Annotated in this window: 15 protein-coding genes and 1 pseudogene; 10 read left to right on the top strand and 6 right to left on the bottom strand. The window is 68.4% G+C overall.

Annotation, left to right across the window (positions count from 1 at the left end):
- Positions 1–81 precede the first annotated feature (81 nt).
- Positions 82–405: a rhodanese-like domain-containing protein gene (locus JOF29_RS24845; protein ID WP_209696868.1), complete on the bottom strand. Its 324-nt coding sequence runs from the start codon at positions 403–405 to the stop codon at positions 82–84.
- A 129-nt stretch (positions 406–534) separates the two neighbouring features.
- Here JOF29_RS24845 and JOF29_RS24840 point away from each other — a divergent pair, with 129 nt between their 5' ends.
- Positions 535–1368 carry a hypothetical protein gene (locus JOF29_RS24840; protein ID WP_209696867.1) on the top strand — a complete coding sequence of 278 codons (834 nt, stop codon included), beginning with the start codon at positions 535–537 and terminating at the stop codon, positions 1366–1368.
- Between the two features lie 52 nt (positions 1369–1420).
- Here JOF29_RS24840 and JOF29_RS24835 read toward each other — a convergent pair whose 3' ends face one another.
- Both JOF29_RS24835 and JOF29_RS24830 read right to left on the bottom strand, forming a co-directional pair.
- Entirely contained in the window at positions 1421–1852 is a 432-nt protein-coding gene (locus JOF29_RS24835) for a DUF2871 domain-containing protein (RefSeq protein ID WP_209696866.1), read from the bottom strand.
- 10 nt (positions 1853–1862) lie between these two features.
- A complete protein-coding gene (locus JOF29_RS24830; protein ID WP_209696865.1) occupies positions 1863–2720 on the bottom strand; it encodes a DNA-formamidopyrimidine glycosylase family protein in 858 nt (285 codons plus the stop codon).
- A gap of 99 nt (positions 2721–2819) precedes the next feature.
- Here JOF29_RS24830 and JOF29_RS24825 point away from each other — a divergent pair, with 99 nt between their 5' ends.
- Complete coding sequence (locus tag JOF29_RS24825) at positions 2820–2960, top strand: hypothetical protein (RefSeq protein ID WP_209696864.1); 141 nt, start codon at positions 2820–2822, stop codon at positions 2958–2960.
- 228 nt (positions 2961–3188) lie between these two features.
- On the opposite strand, the gene JOF29_RS24820 is transcribed toward JOF29_RS24825, so the two are convergent.
- A complete protein-coding gene (locus JOF29_RS24820) occupies positions 3189–3452 on the bottom strand; it encodes a hypothetical protein (RefSeq protein ID WP_209696863.1) in 264 nt (87 codons plus the stop codon).
- 71 nt (positions 3453–3523) lie between these two features.
- Here JOF29_RS24820 and JOF29_RS24815 point away from each other — a divergent pair, with 71 nt between their 5' ends.
- From JOF29_RS24815 to JOF29_RS24795, 5 genes are all read left to right on the top strand, one after another.
- Positions 3524–4477: a helix-turn-helix domain-containing protein gene (locus JOF29_RS24815; RefSeq protein ID WP_209696862.1), complete on the top strand. Its 954-nt coding sequence runs from the start codon at positions 3524–3526 to the stop codon at positions 4475–4477.
- Between the two features lie 165 nt (positions 4478–4642).
- The gene (locus tag JOF29_RS24810) at positions 4643–5659 is read left to right on the top strand and encodes an acyltransferase family protein (RefSeq protein WP_209696861.1); all 1017 of its coding nucleotides are present in this window, start codon (positions 4643–4645) and stop codon (positions 5657–5659) included.
- Positions 5660–5716: 57 nt separating this feature from the next.
- A complete protein-coding gene (locus JOF29_RS24805) occupies positions 5717–6412 on the top strand; it encodes a PadR family transcriptional regulator (RefSeq protein ID WP_209696860.1) in 696 nt (231 codons plus the stop codon).
- A gap of 15 nt (positions 6413–6427) precedes the next feature.
- Positions 6428–7408 carry an ATP-binding cassette domain-containing protein gene (locus tag JOF29_RS24800; RefSeq protein ID WP_245359430.1) on the top strand — a complete coding sequence of 327 codons (981 nt, stop codon included), beginning with the start codon at positions 6428–6430 and terminating at the stop codon, positions 7406–7408.
- A complete protein-coding gene (locus tag JOF29_RS24795) occupies positions 7405–8172 on the top strand; it encodes an ABC transporter permease (RefSeq protein WP_209696859.1) in 768 nt (255 codons plus the stop codon). The genes JOF29_RS24800 and JOF29_RS24795 overlap by 4 nt, the downstream gene beginning before the upstream one ends.
- A 53-nt stretch (positions 8173–8225) precedes the next feature.
- Here the strand turns inward: JOF29_RS24795 and JOF29_RS24790 are convergent.
- A pseudogene (locus JOF29_RS24790) lies at positions 8226–9285 on the bottom strand (adenosine deaminase).
- A 126-nt stretch (positions 9286–9411) separates the two neighbouring features.
- Between JOF29_RS24790 and JOF29_RS24785 the strand changes: the two are divergent.
- From JOF29_RS24785 to JOF29_RS24775, 3 genes are read left to right on the top strand one after another with little or no spacing between them, the layout of a single operon-like run.
- Positions 9412–10473 carry a PDDEXK nuclease domain-containing protein gene (locus JOF29_RS24785; RefSeq protein WP_209696858.1) on the top strand — a complete coding sequence of 354 codons (1062 nt, stop codon included), beginning with the start codon at positions 9412–9414 and terminating at the stop codon, positions 10471–10473.
- Positions 10474–10523: 50 nt separating this feature from the next.
- Positions 10524–12344 (top strand): ABC transporter ATP-binding protein, encoded by a 1821-nt coding sequence (locus JOF29_RS24780; protein WP_209696857.1) that lies wholly within the window; start codon positions 10524–10526, stop codon positions 12342–12344.
- Positions 12331–14118 carry an ABC transporter ATP-binding protein gene (locus JOF29_RS24775; RefSeq protein WP_209696856.1) on the top strand — a complete coding sequence of 596 codons (1788 nt, stop codon included), beginning with the start codon at positions 12331–12333 and terminating at the stop codon, positions 14116–14118. The genes JOF29_RS24780 and JOF29_RS24775 overlap by 14 nt, the downstream gene beginning before the upstream one ends.
- Here JOF29_RS24775 and JOF29_RS24770 read toward each other — a convergent pair.
- Positions 14115–14582 carry a nitroreductase family deazaflavin-dependent oxidoreductase gene (locus JOF29_RS24770; RefSeq protein WP_209696855.1) on the bottom strand — a complete coding sequence of 156 codons (468 nt, stop codon included), beginning with the start codon at positions 14580–14582 and terminating at the stop codon, positions 14115–14117. The two genes, JOF29_RS24775 and JOF29_RS24770, sit on opposite strands and share 4 nt — an antisense overlap.
- Positions 14583–14653 lie beyond the last annotated feature (71 nt).

Genomic DNA, 14653 nt, shown 5'->3' with positions numbered 1-14653 from the left:
GCCGCAGGTGTACGCCGATCAACCGACCGGTGACAAAGTAACGCCTGCAGTCACCGTGTGGAAGGTTTTCTTCTCTATCTGTTAGTTCGTGCTGACCGGGCGGCCGGCGATCTCCCAGGCGTGCATGCCGCCGTCGAGGTTGATCGCCTCCCGGCCGACCTGGTTCAGGAACTGGGTGGCCATGCCGGAGCGGCCGCCGACCGCGCAGACGCAGAGCACCTTCTGGTCCAGCGGGACCTCGCCGACCCGCTCCTGGAGCTCACCGAGCGGGATGTGGGTGGCGCCCTCGATGTGGCCGCGGTCCCACTCGTCCGGCTCGCGGACGTCGAGTACGAACGCCTCCGCCAGCAGCGCGTCGTCGAGCTCGCTCACCACGACCGAAGGAATCTCCTGGTTCCGGAACATGCACCCAGCATGTCAGACCAGCGGTCGGCCGAAACGCACAACCGGTTTCGGAAGGCGGTTGCCGCGCGGACGGGATAAAACGTTGACCCCGGCGGGCGGATCTAGGACCGTGGCTCGGAGGAGGTCGCGGTGGCGCTGATTCAGGGGATCCCGGGCGAGTTCGCACCGCAACCGTGGGGTGAGGCGATCGTGCGAAGCCGTGAGCTCTTGCTGCTCCGGATCGCGTGCCGGCCCGCGGATCACGAAGTACGGCTGCCGGGGCTGGTGACCATGCCACGGCACGTCGTCGAGGACCACACCGGCAGAGCGCTGACCTGGCGCCGCGACGGTGACGATCTGGTCGTCCGGCTGCCCGAGGCCGGTGAGCCGCCGGTCGTCCGGGTCGCGCTGGCCGGGAAGCTGCGGATCGTCCCGGAGGACACCGTCACCGCGAACGCCGACGGCGTCTGGGACCTGACCCCGGCCGGTACGACCGCACACCTGGTGGCCCGGCGCACGGCCGATGTCGCGGTCCGGTTCGTCGGCATGGCCGAGCCGGACAGCCTGCACCAGATCCGGTTCGCCGGCCGCCGGTACGCCGTCACCGGTCACGAGCTCACCCGGACCACGATCGGCCCGTTCCCGATGCCGGAGCGCCGCGTGGTACCGCTGGCGGTGCCGACCGGCGTACGCCGCGTCCTGGTCGCTCCGGTCGGTACGGTGCTGGCGTCGATCCACCCGGGCCGCGGCGAGCTGACCGTGGTGGTGACGAACTTCGGCCGTACGCCGGCCCGCGGCGAGGTCGACCTCCCGCTGCCGCCGGACTGGTCAGCTTCCGAGCAGGGGTGGAGGTTCGACGGCCTCGAGCCGGGACGGTCGATCGGCTGGGCCACCCGGGTCACCGGGGCCGGCGAGCACGAACTGCGCGCCCGGCTGGACGCAGGTCGCCGGTCGGCGTCTTCGCCGTACGTCATCCGCCTGTGACCGCTTGCAGCGCAACGGCGCGAACCTGATCGACGCGGTCGGAGGGGACGACCTAGGCCTCGACCTTCTCCTTCGCAGGCTCCTTGGCCGGCAGGCACTTGCCGAGGTTGATGAAGAAGAAGATCAGGCCGAGGGTGATCGTGACGTGGCCCAGACCGGAGATGCCGTCCAGGGCGGCGCCGGTCTGGTGCCCGAGCACGGTCAGCGTGCCGCGCAGCAGCATCATGCCGACGGTGAGCGCGAGGCCCGCGTTGTAGACCCAGAAGAACGCGGTGAAGAGTTTGCCGTTCGTCAGCGTGAACAGCTTCTCCAGCGCGAGCACGATCAGGAAGAACAGCATGCCGAGCGCCAGGATGTGGGTGTGCACCACACCCAGTTGGGAGTCGCCGGTGAAGTCCTTCGCCTTGGTGAGCTCGCGGTAGTACAGCCCGCTGATCAGCCCGAGAATCATGTAGACGTGTGCTGCCACGTAGATCTTCCGCATGCGCGGGAACCTACTTGAGCAGCTTCGACAGCCTCCGGTCGGCCAGCGGTTTGCCGCCGGTCTGACAGGTCGCGCAGTACTGCAGGGAGGAGTCGGCGAAGCTCACCTCGCGGACGATGTCGCCGCAGACCGGACACTTCTGGCCCTTCCGGCCGTGCACCCGGAGGCCGGACTTCTTCTCCGACTTCAGGTCCTGGACGGCGAGCCCGGCGGACCGGTCGACGGCGTCCTGGAGGGTCTCGCGCATCGCGTCGTACAGGGTCTGGAGCTCGTCGGCGGAGAGGTTCGAAGCCGGTTTGAAGGGGCTCATCTTCGCGACGTGCAGGATCTCGTCGGAGTACGCGTTGCCGATGCCGGCGATCACCGACTGGCTCCGCAGGACGCCCTTGAGCTGGACGCGGCCCTCGCGTTTGAGGATCTCGCCGAAGTCCTCCAGCGACAGCGTGAACGGGTCCGGCCCGAGGCGCGCGACGCCGGGGACCTCGTCGACGTCGCGAACGACGTACACCGCTAGCTTCTTCTGGGTGCCGGCCTCGGTCAGGTCGAACCCGGCGCCGTCGTCCAGCACGGTCCGGAGCGCGATCGGCCCCTTCCCCGGCCGCACGAGCCCGGTGTTCTGCTCTTCCTTCCACCGCAGCCAGCCGGCCCGCGCCAGGTGGATCACCAGGTGCACGCCCTGCGCCGAGATGTCCAGGAACTTCCCGTGCCGCCGCACGTCGTCGATCAGCAGCCCGACCATCGCCGAGATCGGCGGGTCGTACGTCTTCAGCGCGCTGATCGCGGTGATGTCCGCCCGCACGAACGCATGCCCCACCGCTCGCTCCCGCAGGAACACCGCCAGCGACTCGACCTCCGGCAACTCAGGCATACCCCTAGTGTGCCCGACGCCAGGGACAGTTCCGGTGGATCACCCATGGAGGAGGGTTGTCACGGCCGGTAGCGTCGGGGGCAACAGAGGGAGGCCCTGATGGGGTTCGTGAAGACATTGGTGAAGGGCGCCGTGGTCGCCAAGCTGGTTCAGGTCGCACAGCGCGAACTGAGCAAGCCGGAGAACCAGGCGAAGATCAAGCAGGCGTTCCAGAAGGTACAGCAGCGCCGGGCTCAGTAGGTTTGTGCGCCTGCAGCGTGTAGGTGGCCGCCAGGCGGCGCGGATTCTCCGTCAGGCGCCACTCACCGGTCGCATCCTCGGTCATCAGACCGGGGAGCGCGTTCCACGGTGCGCTGTCGTGCTCGGTGAGTGGTTCGAAGGTCAGCCCCGCCGGATGTCCGGCAGCCAGCAGATCGCACCAATCCCGGTGTAGACCAGGTCGTACGACGACGCCCCGAGTTGGCGTATTCAGGCCGCGTGACGGCCGTGGGTGATGCGGGCGGTGCGGATGGTGTGCACCGTTCCGGTGGTGGAGGCGGGCTTGCTGGTGAAGGGCTTGGCCGTCGCGCCGAGCGCGAGCAGGTCGAGCTTGGTTCGGGCCAGGTCGCGGTCGTCAGCGGCCCAGGTGCCCCGCGGTCCGGCAGCCGGACCGGTCGAGTTGCGCCTGTTGCTGACCTCCAGAGCCGCGATCACGGCCAGGACGAGAAGTACGAGAACTACGTATCCGGTCATGGCAGTAATGATTCTATGTTCCAGATCCTGCCACCAGTGGCACTATTGACATAGTCCGATAAGATTCTGCCATGCTGCAGAAGATCGCGGTCGTGCTGATGGAGGACGTCGCCCTGTTCGAGTTCGGAGTGCTCGCCGAGGTCTTCGGACTGGACCGCACCGACGACGGCGTACCGGCGTTCGACTTCAAGGTCTGCTCGACCACGCCGGGCGTGCCGATGGAGACCAGCAGCCACTCCCAGGTGATCGCGCCGTACGGCCTGGAGGAGCTCGAGGACGCCGACCTGATCGGCATCCCGGCGACCACCTGGCGGCACGAGTACGACGAGCGGATCCTGGACGCGCTGCGCCGGGCGGAGGCGCGTGGCGCGATCCTGCTCACGGTCTGCTCCGGCGCCTTCGTCCTCGGTACCGCCGGGCTGCTCGACGGGCGGGCCTGCACCACCCACTGGCGGTACATCGACAAATTCATGGCGCAGTTCCCGACCGCGAAGATCGACCCGGACGTGCTGTTCGTCGACGACGGCAACATCATCACCAGCGCCGGTACGGCGGCCGGCATAGACGCCTGCCTGCACCTGGTACGGCGCGAACTCGGCAGCGCGGTCGCGACTCGGATCGCCCGCCGGATGGTGGTCCCGCCGCAGCGCGACGGCGGCCAGCGGCAGTACGTCGAGGTGCCCGTGCCGGAGTGCTCCGCCGAGAGCCTGCAGCCGGTCCTGAACTGGATGATCGGCAACCTCACCACCGAGCACACCGTGCCGGCGCTGGCCCGCCGCGCCCAGATGTCCGAACGCACCTTCGCCCGCCGCTTCGTCGCCGAGACCGGCACGACCCCCCTCAAATGGGTGACCACGCAACGCGTCCTCCGCGCCCGCACCCTCCTCGAACAAACCCGGATGGGCATCGAACAGATCGCCACCGAGTCCGGCTTCGGTACGGCGGCCCTGCTCCGCCACCACTTCCGCCGCGTGGTCGGCGTACCGCCGCAGGACTACCGGCGGACGTTTCAAACCGCCGGCTGATGTGAGGAAGGCATCACCGGGTCGATTTGCATCGGCACCCCCGTCTCTGCCTAGGGTCACAGGGGGGTAACGGCCGAAGAGATCGGCGAGCGATGCGTAAATGGAGTGAGTGTGACGACGCCCGACCGCCCTTCGGGAAGGACCACACGCAGGCTGAGCTGGGACGTGGTGCGCGTCCTGTCGGTGCTCGCCGTGATGTTTACCCACACGACGTACATGGGTCCGTTCCTGCACCCTGAGCTCGGTACGCCGCTCGGGCGGTACCCGTTCCAGGTCGGTGCCAGCATCCTCCTGGTGATCAGCGCGTACTTCGTCTGCGTGACGATCCGGAAGGGCTCCACGCCGCACTGGTTGTGGCGCCGCGCCTGCCGGGTGCTCCCGCCGTACCTCGCCGCCGTGCTGTTCACGTACACGCTGCTGCTGTTCTTCGGGCCGCCGAGCTGGAACCTGCCGACCCGGCACGACCTGTGGGGAAACCTGACACTGGCCGCCTCGTTCGACCCGACCGTGCAGCTCATCGACGGCTCGTACTGGACGCTGCCGCTGCAGCTGATGGCGTTCGCCACCGCCGCCCTGCTCTGGCCGCGTGGCATCGGGCCGCGGATCACCACGATGCTCTGGATCATGATCCTCGCGCCGGTGGCCCTGCAGTGGAACGGGCGTATCGACCGCAGCCCGCTCTGGGTGATCCAGGTGTGGAACGGGCTCGGCATCCACCGCCTGCAGCTGTTCGCGATCGGCATCGCGATCTGGCTCTGGTCGCAGCGCCGGATCGGCGTCGTGCAGCTCAGCGCGCTGATCGTGGCGACGGTCTTCGCGCAGCACGCACACACGTCGGACCTGCCGTCCTCGCTCGGCATCGGCGTACTGCTGCTGCTCGTCGCGCTGGCCGCCCGCGGCCCGGACTGGACGGTGTTCGCGCGGTTCCGGCGGCCGATCCAGTTCCTGGCCCGGATCTCGTTCGCCCTGTACCTGCTCAACCAGGTGGTCGGCTACCTGATCGCGTACCGGCTGATGGAGCTCGGTGCCGGCCGGATGACCCAGATCGCCGGCGCGGTGGTCGGCGTCATCGGTCTCGCCTGGCTGCTCACGAAGTACGTCGAGGAGCCGATGTACCGCGCCCTCGCCGCGCTCCCGGTGCGCGGGCTGGGAGCCCGCGCGTTCGCCTGGCTGAATACTTGACATCGGATACTCGCGAGCTAATACTCGATTTCGAGTAATCGAGATCGAGGAGGTGTCATGGCCAGACGCAAGGTCGGCAATCCGCTGGCGTTCGCCGTGCTCGGCAGTCTCAGCGAGCGGCCGATGCACCCGTACGAGATCTCCACGACGCTCCGGGCCCGCGGTAAGGACCAGAGCATCAAGATGAACTACGGCTCGCTCTACTCGGTCGTGTCCAACCTGGAGAAGCACGGCTTCATCGAGGCGCTGGAGACGGTCCGCGAAGGCAACCGGCCGGAGCGGACGGTGTACCGGATCACCGACGCCGGCCGGGCCGAGTTCGAGGACTGGCTGGGCGAGCTGGTCGGTACGCCGTCCCGCGAGTTCCACCCGCTGGAGGCAGGCCTCGCGTACCTGCCGGGTCTGCAACCGGACCGGGCCGTCGAGCTGCTGGAGCAGCGGCTGGTGGTCGTCGACGCGGAGATCGCCAAGGCGACCACGGAACACGAGCAGATGGCGGCCGTCGACTTCCCGCGGATCTTCTGGGTCGAGTCGGAGTTCCGGCTGGCGCTGCTGCGCGCGGAGTCGGCGTACGTCCACCAGCTCGCCGAGGAGATCCGTACCGACACGCTCGGCGGGTCGACGTACTGGCGGATGGCGTGGAAACGCTACCTGGAGGAGGGCATCGCCCCGAGCGACCAGTTGAAGGATCCGGTGAAGTACTTCGGTGAGAAGTTCGCCTGGATGCAGGCGATGCCACCGGAAGCGCTGTAGGTAGGGAGTTACCTGATGGTTACGCATGCCGTCGAAGCGGTCGACCTGGTCAAGACGTACCCGGCCGGCCGGAAGAATCCACCGCTGCGCGCGCTCGACGGCCTCACCGTGAGCGTTCCCGAGGGCGTCGTCCTCGGGCTGCTCGGGCCGAACGGCGCCGGCAAGTCCACCACCGTGAAGATCCTCACGACGCTGTCCCGGGCCGACTCGGGCACCGCTCATGTCGCTGGGTACGACGTGAACTGTGACCAGGACAAGGTCCGGCACGCGATCGGGTACGTACCGCAGAAGTCCAGCTCGGACCCGATGGCGACCGGGCTCGAGAACCTCGTGCTGAGCGGGCGCATCTTCGGCCTGCCCCGTGCTGAGGCTGTTCAGCGTGCCCGCGAGCTGCTGGCCGGCTTCGGCCTGGCGGAGCATGCCGGTCGCCCGGTGAAGACGTACTCCGGCGGTATGCAGCGGAAGCTGGACGTCGCACTCGGGCTGGTCCATCGGCCTCGCGTGCTGTTCCTCGACGAGCCGACCACGGGTCTCGACCCGGAGGCCCGCGCCGATCTGTGGAACGAAGTACTGCGGTTGTCCGGGCAGGAAGGGCTGACCGTACTGCTCACCACGCACTACCTGGAGGAGGCCGATCGGCTGGCCGGTCAGCTGGCGATCGTCGACCACGGCAAGATCGTTGCCGAGGGCACCCCGGAGTCGCTGAAGGCCTCGTTGCGCGGTGATTCCGTGCAGGTCGAGCTGGTCGATCCCGATACCGACGGCACGATCCGCCTGCTACTCAGGCAGTTGCCCGGCGTCGGCGAGATCGTTGTCGAGGGCAACACTCTGCGCGCCCGGGTCGACCGCGGCGCGACCGCCGTACCGGCTGTCCTGGGACTCCTTGAGGACAAGGAGATTCCGGTGGTCGCGGTCACCGTGTCGAGGCCGTCGCTGGACGACGTGTACCTGCAGCACACCGGCCGGTCGTTCAAGGTTGCGGAGGCGGCGGGATGATCGCGCACACGGGTCTGATCCTCGGCCGCTGGACGCGGGCGTCGTACCGGCAGCCGGCGTTGATCGCGTTCACGCTGGTCCAGCCGGCGATCTGGTTGCTGCTGTTCGGGCAGCTGTTCCAGGGCGTCGTCCACCTCCCCGGGTTCGGGAACTCGACGTACATCGCGTTCCTGACGCCCGGGATCGTGATGATGACGTCGCTGATGACGAGCGGCTGGAGCGGTACGTCGTTCGTGCAGGACATGGAGCGCGGCGTGATGGACCGGATGCTCGCGTCACCGATCAGCCGCGGCGGGCTGATGGCCGGACAGTTGCTCAGCAGCGCGTCGACCACGTTGATCCAGACGATCCTGGTGTTCGCGATCGGGTTCGCCGCGGGCGCGCGGTACGACGGCGGGATCGGGGGCTACCTGATCACGATCGTCGCGTCGGTGCTGGTCGGTCTCGGGTTCGGCTCGCTGTCGAACGCGGTCGCGCTGCTCACCCGGCAGCAGGAGGCGCTGATCGGGATCTCGCAGTTCGTCTCGCTGCCGCTGACCTTCATGTCGTCGATCATGATCGACCCGCACGTCGCTCCGCACTGGGTGAACGTCGCGGCCCGGTTCAACCCGGTCGACTGGGCCACGATCGCGGCCCGCCAGGCGCTGGCCGCGTCACCGGACTGGTCGTCGGTGTGGCGGCACTGCGGCTATCTGCTCGCCTTCACCCTGATCGTGGCCTGGCTGTCGACCCGAGCCTTCCGCACATACCAACGCTCAGTGTGAGTCGTACCAGACCCCCGCACAGCCGCTTTTCTTACTTTTCTCGTTCCCTTGGGTCAGTGTGAGTCGTACCAGGGTTTGATGGTGTTGTTGATGATCGCAAGTCTTTCGTCGAACGGGAGGAAGGCCGACTTCATCGCGTTGATCGCGAACCAGCGCAGATCGGCGAGGTCGTAGCCGAACGCCTCCGCGAGCAGGGCGAGCTCGCGGCTCATCGACGTGCCGCTCATCAATCGGTTGTCGGTGTTCACCGTGACCCGGAAGCGGAGCTCGGTGAGCAGGCCGATCGGATGCTCGGCGATCGACGCGGCCCGCGCCGGTCTGCAGGTTCGAGCTCGGGCACATCTCCAGCGGGATCCGGCGGTCCCGGACGTACGCCGCGAGCCGCCCGAGCTCGGCCTTGTCGCCGTCGTGGGAGATGTCGTCGATGATCCGTACGCCGTGCCCGAGGCGGTCCGCACCGCACCACTGGATCGCCTGCCAGATCGACGGCAGCCCGAACCCCTCGCCGGCGTGGATGGTGAAGTGCGCGTTCTCCCGCTGCAGGTACTCGAACGCGTCCAGGTGCCGGGTGGGCGGGTAGCCCGCCTCGGCCCCGGCGATGTCGAACCCGACCACACCGGCGTCCCGGTACGCGACCGCAAGCTCGGCGATCTCCATCGACCGGGCCATGTGCCGCATCGCGGTCAGCAACTGCCGAACCACGATCGGCCGCTCGGCGGTCGCCATACCGTGCTCGAACCCTTCCCGGACCGCGTCCACGACCTGCTCGAGCGTCAGCCCACGATGCAGGTGCTGCTCGGGCGCGTAGCGGATCTCGGCGTACACGACACCGTCCGCCGCGAGATCCCGCACACACTCACTGGCCACCCGCTTGATCGCCTCGACGGTCTGCATCACCGCAACGGTGTGGTCGAACGTCTCCAGATACCGCTCCAACGACCCGGAGTCCGCCGACTCCACGAACCACGCCCCCAACTCGGCCGCGTCGTTCCGCGGCAACGCGTGCCCGATCTCCCGCGCCAACTCCACAACCGTCCCCGGCCGCAACCCCCCGTCCAGGTGGTCATGCAAAAGCACCTTCGGCGCAGCCACAAGCTCCTCGGGAGTGATCATGCGGCCATCTTCGCAGCCGTTCCGGGGAATCTGCTCCTACGTGCCCCTCGATCGGCCCGGATCTGCCCCGCGATGCCCCGGAAAGGCATTCGTGTCGCGCGCACCGCGACCGGAAGCCTGGTGCCCATGAACGACAAGACTCCACGCTTCGAAAGCGCCCCTGCCCGATCCTCGCTGCCCGACTGGTACCCGGACCTGCTCGACCGCATCTCCACCCACATCACCACCGGCCACCGACGGGCCGTCACCGCCGCCAACCAGGAGATGCTCGTCAGCTACCTGTCGATCGGACGGGAGATCCTGAACCGCCAGCACGAGGAAGGCTGGGGCAGCAAGGTCATCGACCGGCTCTCCACCGATCTCAAGACCCGCTTCCCCGGAGCGACTGGATACTCACCCCGCAATCTGAAATACATGCGCGCCTTCGCCGCCGCCTGGCCGCTCGAGGCAATTGTGCAAGCCCCGCTTGCACAATTGCCGTGGTACCACCACCTCGCCCTGCTGGCGAAGGTCGACGGCGCCGAGTTGCGGACGTGGTACGCCGCGGCGGCGGTCGAGCGGGGGTGGAGCCGGGACGTGCTCGCGTTGCACATCGACGGCCGGTTCCACGAGCGTGCTGGAAAGGCCGTGACCAACTTCGCCACGGCGATGCCGCCGGAGGAATCCGATCTCGCGCAGCAGGCGACGCGGGATCCGTACCTGTTCGACTTTCTCGGCGCGACCGACGGGTGGCATGAGCGTGAGCTGGAGCAGAAGTTGGTCGAGCACGTCGGGAAGTTCCTGCTCGAGCTCGGCCAGGGGTTCGCGTTCGTCGGGCAGCAGGTCCGGCTCGAGCTGGACGGCGAGGAGTTCTTCTGTGACCTGCTCTTCTACCACCTCGAACTGCGCTGCTACGTGGTTGTCGAGCTGAAGGCGGTGAAGTTCAGCGCCGCGTTCCTCGGCCAGCTCGGCCTGTACATGGCGGTGGTGGACGACGTACTCGCCAAGGACGGCGACAGTCCGACCATTGGTCTGCTGCTGTGCCGGAACAAGAACCAGGTCGTCGCCGAGTACGCGCTGAGGGGATTCAAGGCGCCGATCGGCGTGGCGGAGTGGACGAACGCGATCAACAACTCGCTGCCCGAGGAGTTCCGGTCCGCGCTGCCGAGCGTCGAGGAGTTGGAGGCCGAACTCGCGACTGAGGTCTGATCCGGCAAACGTTCAAGACTTCTGTCGGTGCGGGGTGTCATCGTGAGGAGATGGTGAGTCGGCTGCGTGGGCGTCCCGAGTGGCGGTTCTTCGGTGTGTTGCCGCGGGCCGATCGGGGGCTGGCTGCTGCTTGGTGGGGGTTGTTGGTCGCGCGGGGAGCGTTGCCGGCGGTGTTTGCGGTCGCGATGGGGTGGTTGGTGGGGGCGGTGCAGCATCGCGGGCCGTTGGCGGGGCCGTTGGTGCTGATGGGGGTGACGTTCGTGCTGCTGCAGGTGCTGACTCCGGTCCATCAGGCGGTCAGTGCGAACCTCGGGAATCGGGTGTCGGCGTACCTGAACGACGCCTTGGCGACGGCGTGTGTCGGGCCGCCGGGGATCGGGCATCTGGAGGATCCGGCGCTGAGCGAGGACCTGACGGTGGCGCGGGAGTTCGACCGTGGGCAGACCGGGCCGCCGATGTACCTGAACGTCGACTTCGTCGCGGGCAGTCTGGTCGAGCTGGTCGGCGGGATCGCGTCCGCGATCGTGCTGTTCGGGTTCAACTGGTGGGCGCCGCTGGTGCTGGTCGCCGGGTGGGTCGCGACGCATTGGCTGCTCCGCGAGAGCGGTGTCTGGAAGGACCGGAACACCTCCGAGGTCCGCTCGGCCCAGCGGCATGCGACGTACGCGTACGAGCTGGCCGTCGAGCCGGGTGCGGCGAAGGAGTTGCGGCTGTTCGGGCTGGCGGACTGGACGGTGGAGCGGTTCACCGAGCGGCGCCGGCGGTTGTTCGAGCTGCAGTACGCCGCGACCCGACTGCGGGAGCGCCCAATGATCTGGAGTCTGCTGATCATCGTGGTCGCCAACGGCGTGGTGTTCTGGGCGCTCGGTGCGGCGGCGATCGGCGGGAGCCTGCCGCTGGATCGGCTGGTGGTGTTCGCGCAGGTGGCGATCGGGGTCGGGATGATCGCGTTCGGCGGGTTGAACTGGGCGCTGGACGGCGCGGCCGCACCGGTGGCCGCCGTCCAGCGGCTGGAGCCCGCGATGGCACCTGCCGGCGCACTGACACCTGCCCGTACTTCGAAGCCTGGCAGCGGCTCGGCGGGTCGCGGCCGGGGTGCGGTCGAGATCGAGCTTCGTGGCCTGCGTTTCGGTTATCCACAGGCCGGGCGTCAGGTCTTCGACGGGCTCGATCTGACGATCCCGGCCGGGTCGTCCTTGGCGGTCGTCGGTCAGAACGGCGCCGGCAAGACCACCTTGGCCAAGCTGCTCTGTCGGCTGTACGACCCCGGCGCCGGAACGATCCGGATCGACGGCACCGACCTCAGGGATCTCGACGTCGAGGCGTGGCGCACACGGGTGGCCGCGGTCTTCCAGGACTTCCTCAAGCTCGAGCTGCCGTTGCGGGACAACGTCGCGCCGGCCGGTGCACCCGAGGCGGACATTCGCGCCGCCCTCGCGGACGCCGGCGCTTCGGACCTGGCCGATCTCGACACCCGGCTGGCCACCGGGTACGGCGACGGCACCGACCTGTCCGGCGGGCAGTGGCAGCGGGTCGCCCTGGCTCGGGCGTTGTGCGCAGTACGGCAAGGCGCCGGTCTCGTACTGCTCGACGAGCCGACCGCACAGCTGGACGTTCGCGGCGAGGCGGCGATCTTCGACCGGATCCTGACCGCGACCCGGGACGTCACCACGATCCTCATCTCGCACCGGTTCTCGACGGTCCGGCACGCAGACCGGATCTGCGTCCTCGAGCACGGCCGGGTCGTGGAGCTCGGCAGCCACGACGAGCTGGTGGCTCTCGGCGGGCGGTACCGGACGATGTTCGACCTGCAGGCGCAGCGGTTCACGGCCGAGGTCGACGAGGAGGGGCTGAGCTATGACACGCTCTGACGACCTGCCCAAGGCGATCCCCGCGATGTGGCGGCTCTGCAAGCTCGGCTACCAGCACGAGCCGTGGCTGCTGGTCGCTGCCTTCGCGATGACGCTGCTCGCCGCCGTACCGGATGCCCTGCTGGCGTTGTGGCTCAAGATTCTCGCGGACGGCGTACTGCGCGGCGATCGTCGCGCTGCCCTACTGGCCGCGGGTGGGCTGGCGTTGTCGGTGACGGCGACGTGGTTCCTGCGCACGCTGTCGACGCGGATCTCGCGGCGGTTCCGGGACCGGGTGACGATCCTGCTCGAAGCGCATGTCGCCCGGCTGCAGGCGTCGGTCGCCACGGTCGAGCACCACGAGCGGCGCGACTACCTTGACCGTCTGTCGGTGCTGCGCAAGCAGGTGTTCGTGCTGGACCACATGTACATGTCGCTGTTCTCCACCTGCGGCTGGATCCTGCGGCTGGGTGTGACGGTCGCTCTGCTCGTGTCGATCCACCCGGCGCTCGCGCTGCTCCTGCTCTTCGCACTACCGACCGTCCTCAGTTCCAGCTGGCGTCCCGGCGTCGAGCGTGAGGTCGAGGAGCGGTACGCCGCGCACAGCCGGCTGGCGGATCACTTGTTCAGGACCGCGACCACTCCTGCACCGGGCAAGGAGGTCCGGGTGATCGGCATCGGGCCCGATCTCGTCACGGGCCGGCGCCGCGAGTGGGAGCAGTGGTACCGGCCGATCGCCGCCGCGCGCTGGACGAGCGCGGTGTGGCACGCGATCGCCTGGGCGGTCTTCGGGGCGGCATACGTCGGTGCGGTGCTGTTCGTCGCGGTGGGGCTGCACGGATCGGTCGGCAACGTGTTGCTGATCCTCGCCGCCGGTGCGCGGCTGTCGTCGTACATCGGTGCGACGGTCGGCGAGATCGGGTTCCTGCGCGGCATCTGGCTGGACGGGTCGCGGCGGCTGGTGTGGCTGGAGAACTACGCGGCGTCGTTCGACAAGAGCGCGGATCAGCCCGCGCCGGATCGGCTCGTCGACGGCATCCGGTTGGAGAACGTGTCGTTCTCGTACGCCGGTTCGGATCGCCCGGCGCTGGAGAACGTCGACCTGCACTTGCCGGCCGGCAAGGTGATCGCGGTCGTGGGCGAGAACGGTGCCGGCAAGTCCACGCTGGTGAAGCTGGTCTGCAAGCTGTACGAGCCGGCCGCCGGACGGGTGTTCCTGGACGATCGGCCGCTGGACCGGATCCCGGCGGAGGCGTGGCGGGCGAAGATCACGGGCGCGTTCCAGGACTTCTTCCGGTTCGAGTTCCGCGCCGCACACAGCGTCGGGCTGGGTGACCTGCCGCGGCTAGACGACGTGCCGGCGGTGACGACTGCCGTCGGACGAGCCGGGGCGGAGGATGTGCTGGCGCGGCTGGAGTCGGGGCTGGACACGCAACTCGGCGCGACCTGGCCGGACGGTGCGGAGATCAGCTTCGGGCAGTGGCAGAAGCTGGCGTTGGCGCGCGGCTTCATGCGGGACCGGCCGCTGCTGCTGGTGCTCGACGAGCCGACCGCCGCGTTGGACGCCGAGACGGAGCACGCGCTCTTCGAGCGGTACGCCGCTGCGGCGCGGGACAGTACCGACGGGCGGATCACGATCCTGGTCTCACACCGGTTCTCGACGGTCCGGATGGCCGACCTGATCGTCGTACTGGACGGCGCTCAGGTCGTCGAGACCGGGACCCACGAGGAGCTGCTGGCCCGCAACGGGCACTACGCCGAGCTGTACCGGATCCAGGCGGCGGCGTACCACTAGCTGATCTTGAAGACCGGGACGCCCGGGGCGATGTGCCGCAGCACCTCGTCGGGGGAGTTCTTGGTGACGTCGCCGCCGAAGAATGCGCCGACCTCCCAGGCCCACTTCTTCAGGTAGAGCCGCAGCGCGGGCAGCTTGTCGGCGTCGGCGAGCTCCTCGGCGTGGAACGTCTCCACCTTGCCGCCGAGCTGCAGCCGGCCGGTGCCGCTGGCGCGCAGGTTCTTCACCCACTGGGTGTGGCCGCGCGGCGCGACCAGGTACCGCTGCCCGTCGATGACCAGCAGGTTCACCGGCGTACTGCGCCACTCGCCGGACTTGCGACCCTGCACCGAGAGCACCCGGCTGCCCATCAGGCTCAGCCCGAGCTTCGTCAGCCGCGCGACGATCCGGTTGAACACCCGCATGCTGCCCTCTTTGTCGGTGATCACGCGCTTGCTGTCGTAGGTCTGCTTGTACTCGGTCATGGCGGCGTTCCTTCAGCTTGGCGAGAGCGGTGCTCTCTGTTGTGATCAGTGAACATCAGATCGCTGCTCAC

This window comes from Kribbella aluminosa (assembly GCF_017876295.1).
Classification (GTDB): Bacteria; Actinomycetota; Actinomycetes; order Propionibacteriales; family Kribbellaceae; genus Kribbella; species Kribbella aluminosa.
Note: the sequence above shows the minus strand (reverse complement) of the source record. Positions and strands in the feature narration are given on the sequence as shown.

Bases quoted from the DNA above. Each gene is read 5' to 3' on its own strand.
- JOF29_RS24845 (WP_209696868.1), bottom strand. From the start codon at position 405: ATGTTCCGGAACCAGGAGATTCCTTCGGTCGTGGTGAGCGAGCTCGAC.
- JOF29_RS24835 (WP_209696866.1), bottom strand. From the start codon at position 1,852: ATGCGGAAGATCTACGTGGCAGCACACGTCTACATGATTCTCGGGCTG.
- JOF29_RS24830 (WP_209696865.1), bottom strand. From the start codon at position 2,720: ATGCCTGAGTTGCCGGAGGTCGAGTCGCTGGCGGTGTTCCTGCGGGAG.
- JOF29_RS24825 (WP_209696864.1), top strand. From the start codon at position 2,820: ATGGGGTTCGTGAAGACATTGGTGAAGGGCGCCGTGGTCGCCAAGCTG.
- JOF29_RS24820 (WP_209696863.1), bottom strand. From the start codon at position 3,452: ATGACCGGATACGTAGTTCTCGTACTTCTCGTCCTGGCCGTGATCGCG.
- JOF29_RS24815 (WP_209696862.1), top strand. From the start codon at position 3,524: ATGCTGCAGAAGATCGCGGTCGTGCTGATGGAGGACGTCGCCCTGTTC.
- JOF29_RS24805 (WP_209696860.1), top strand. From the start codon at position 5,717: ATGGCCAGACGCAAGGTCGGCAATCCGCTGGCGTTCGCCGTGCTCGGC.
- JOF29_RS24800 (WP_245359430.1), top strand. From the start codon at position 6,428: ATGGTTACGCATGCCGTCGAAGCGGTCGACCTGGTCAAGACGTACCCG.
- JOF29_RS24795 (WP_209696859.1), top strand. From the start codon at position 7,405: ATGATCGCGCACACGGGTCTGATCCTCGGCCGCTGGACGCGGGCGTCG.
- JOF29_RS24785 (WP_209696858.1), top strand. From the start codon at position 9,412: ATGAACGACAAGACTCCACGCTTCGAAAGCGCCCCTGCCCGATCCTCG.
- JOF29_RS24780 (WP_209696857.1), top strand. From the start codon at position 10,524: ATGGTGAGTCGGCTGCGTGGGCGTCCCGAGTGGCGGTTCTTCGGTGTG.
- JOF29_RS24775 (WP_209696856.1), top strand. From the start codon at position 12,331: ATGACACGCTCTGACGACCTGCCCAAGGCGATCCCCGCGATGTGGCGG.
- JOF29_RS24770 (WP_209696855.1), bottom strand. From the start codon at position 14,582: ATGACCGAGTACAAGCAGACCTACGACAGCAAGCGCGTGATCACCGAC.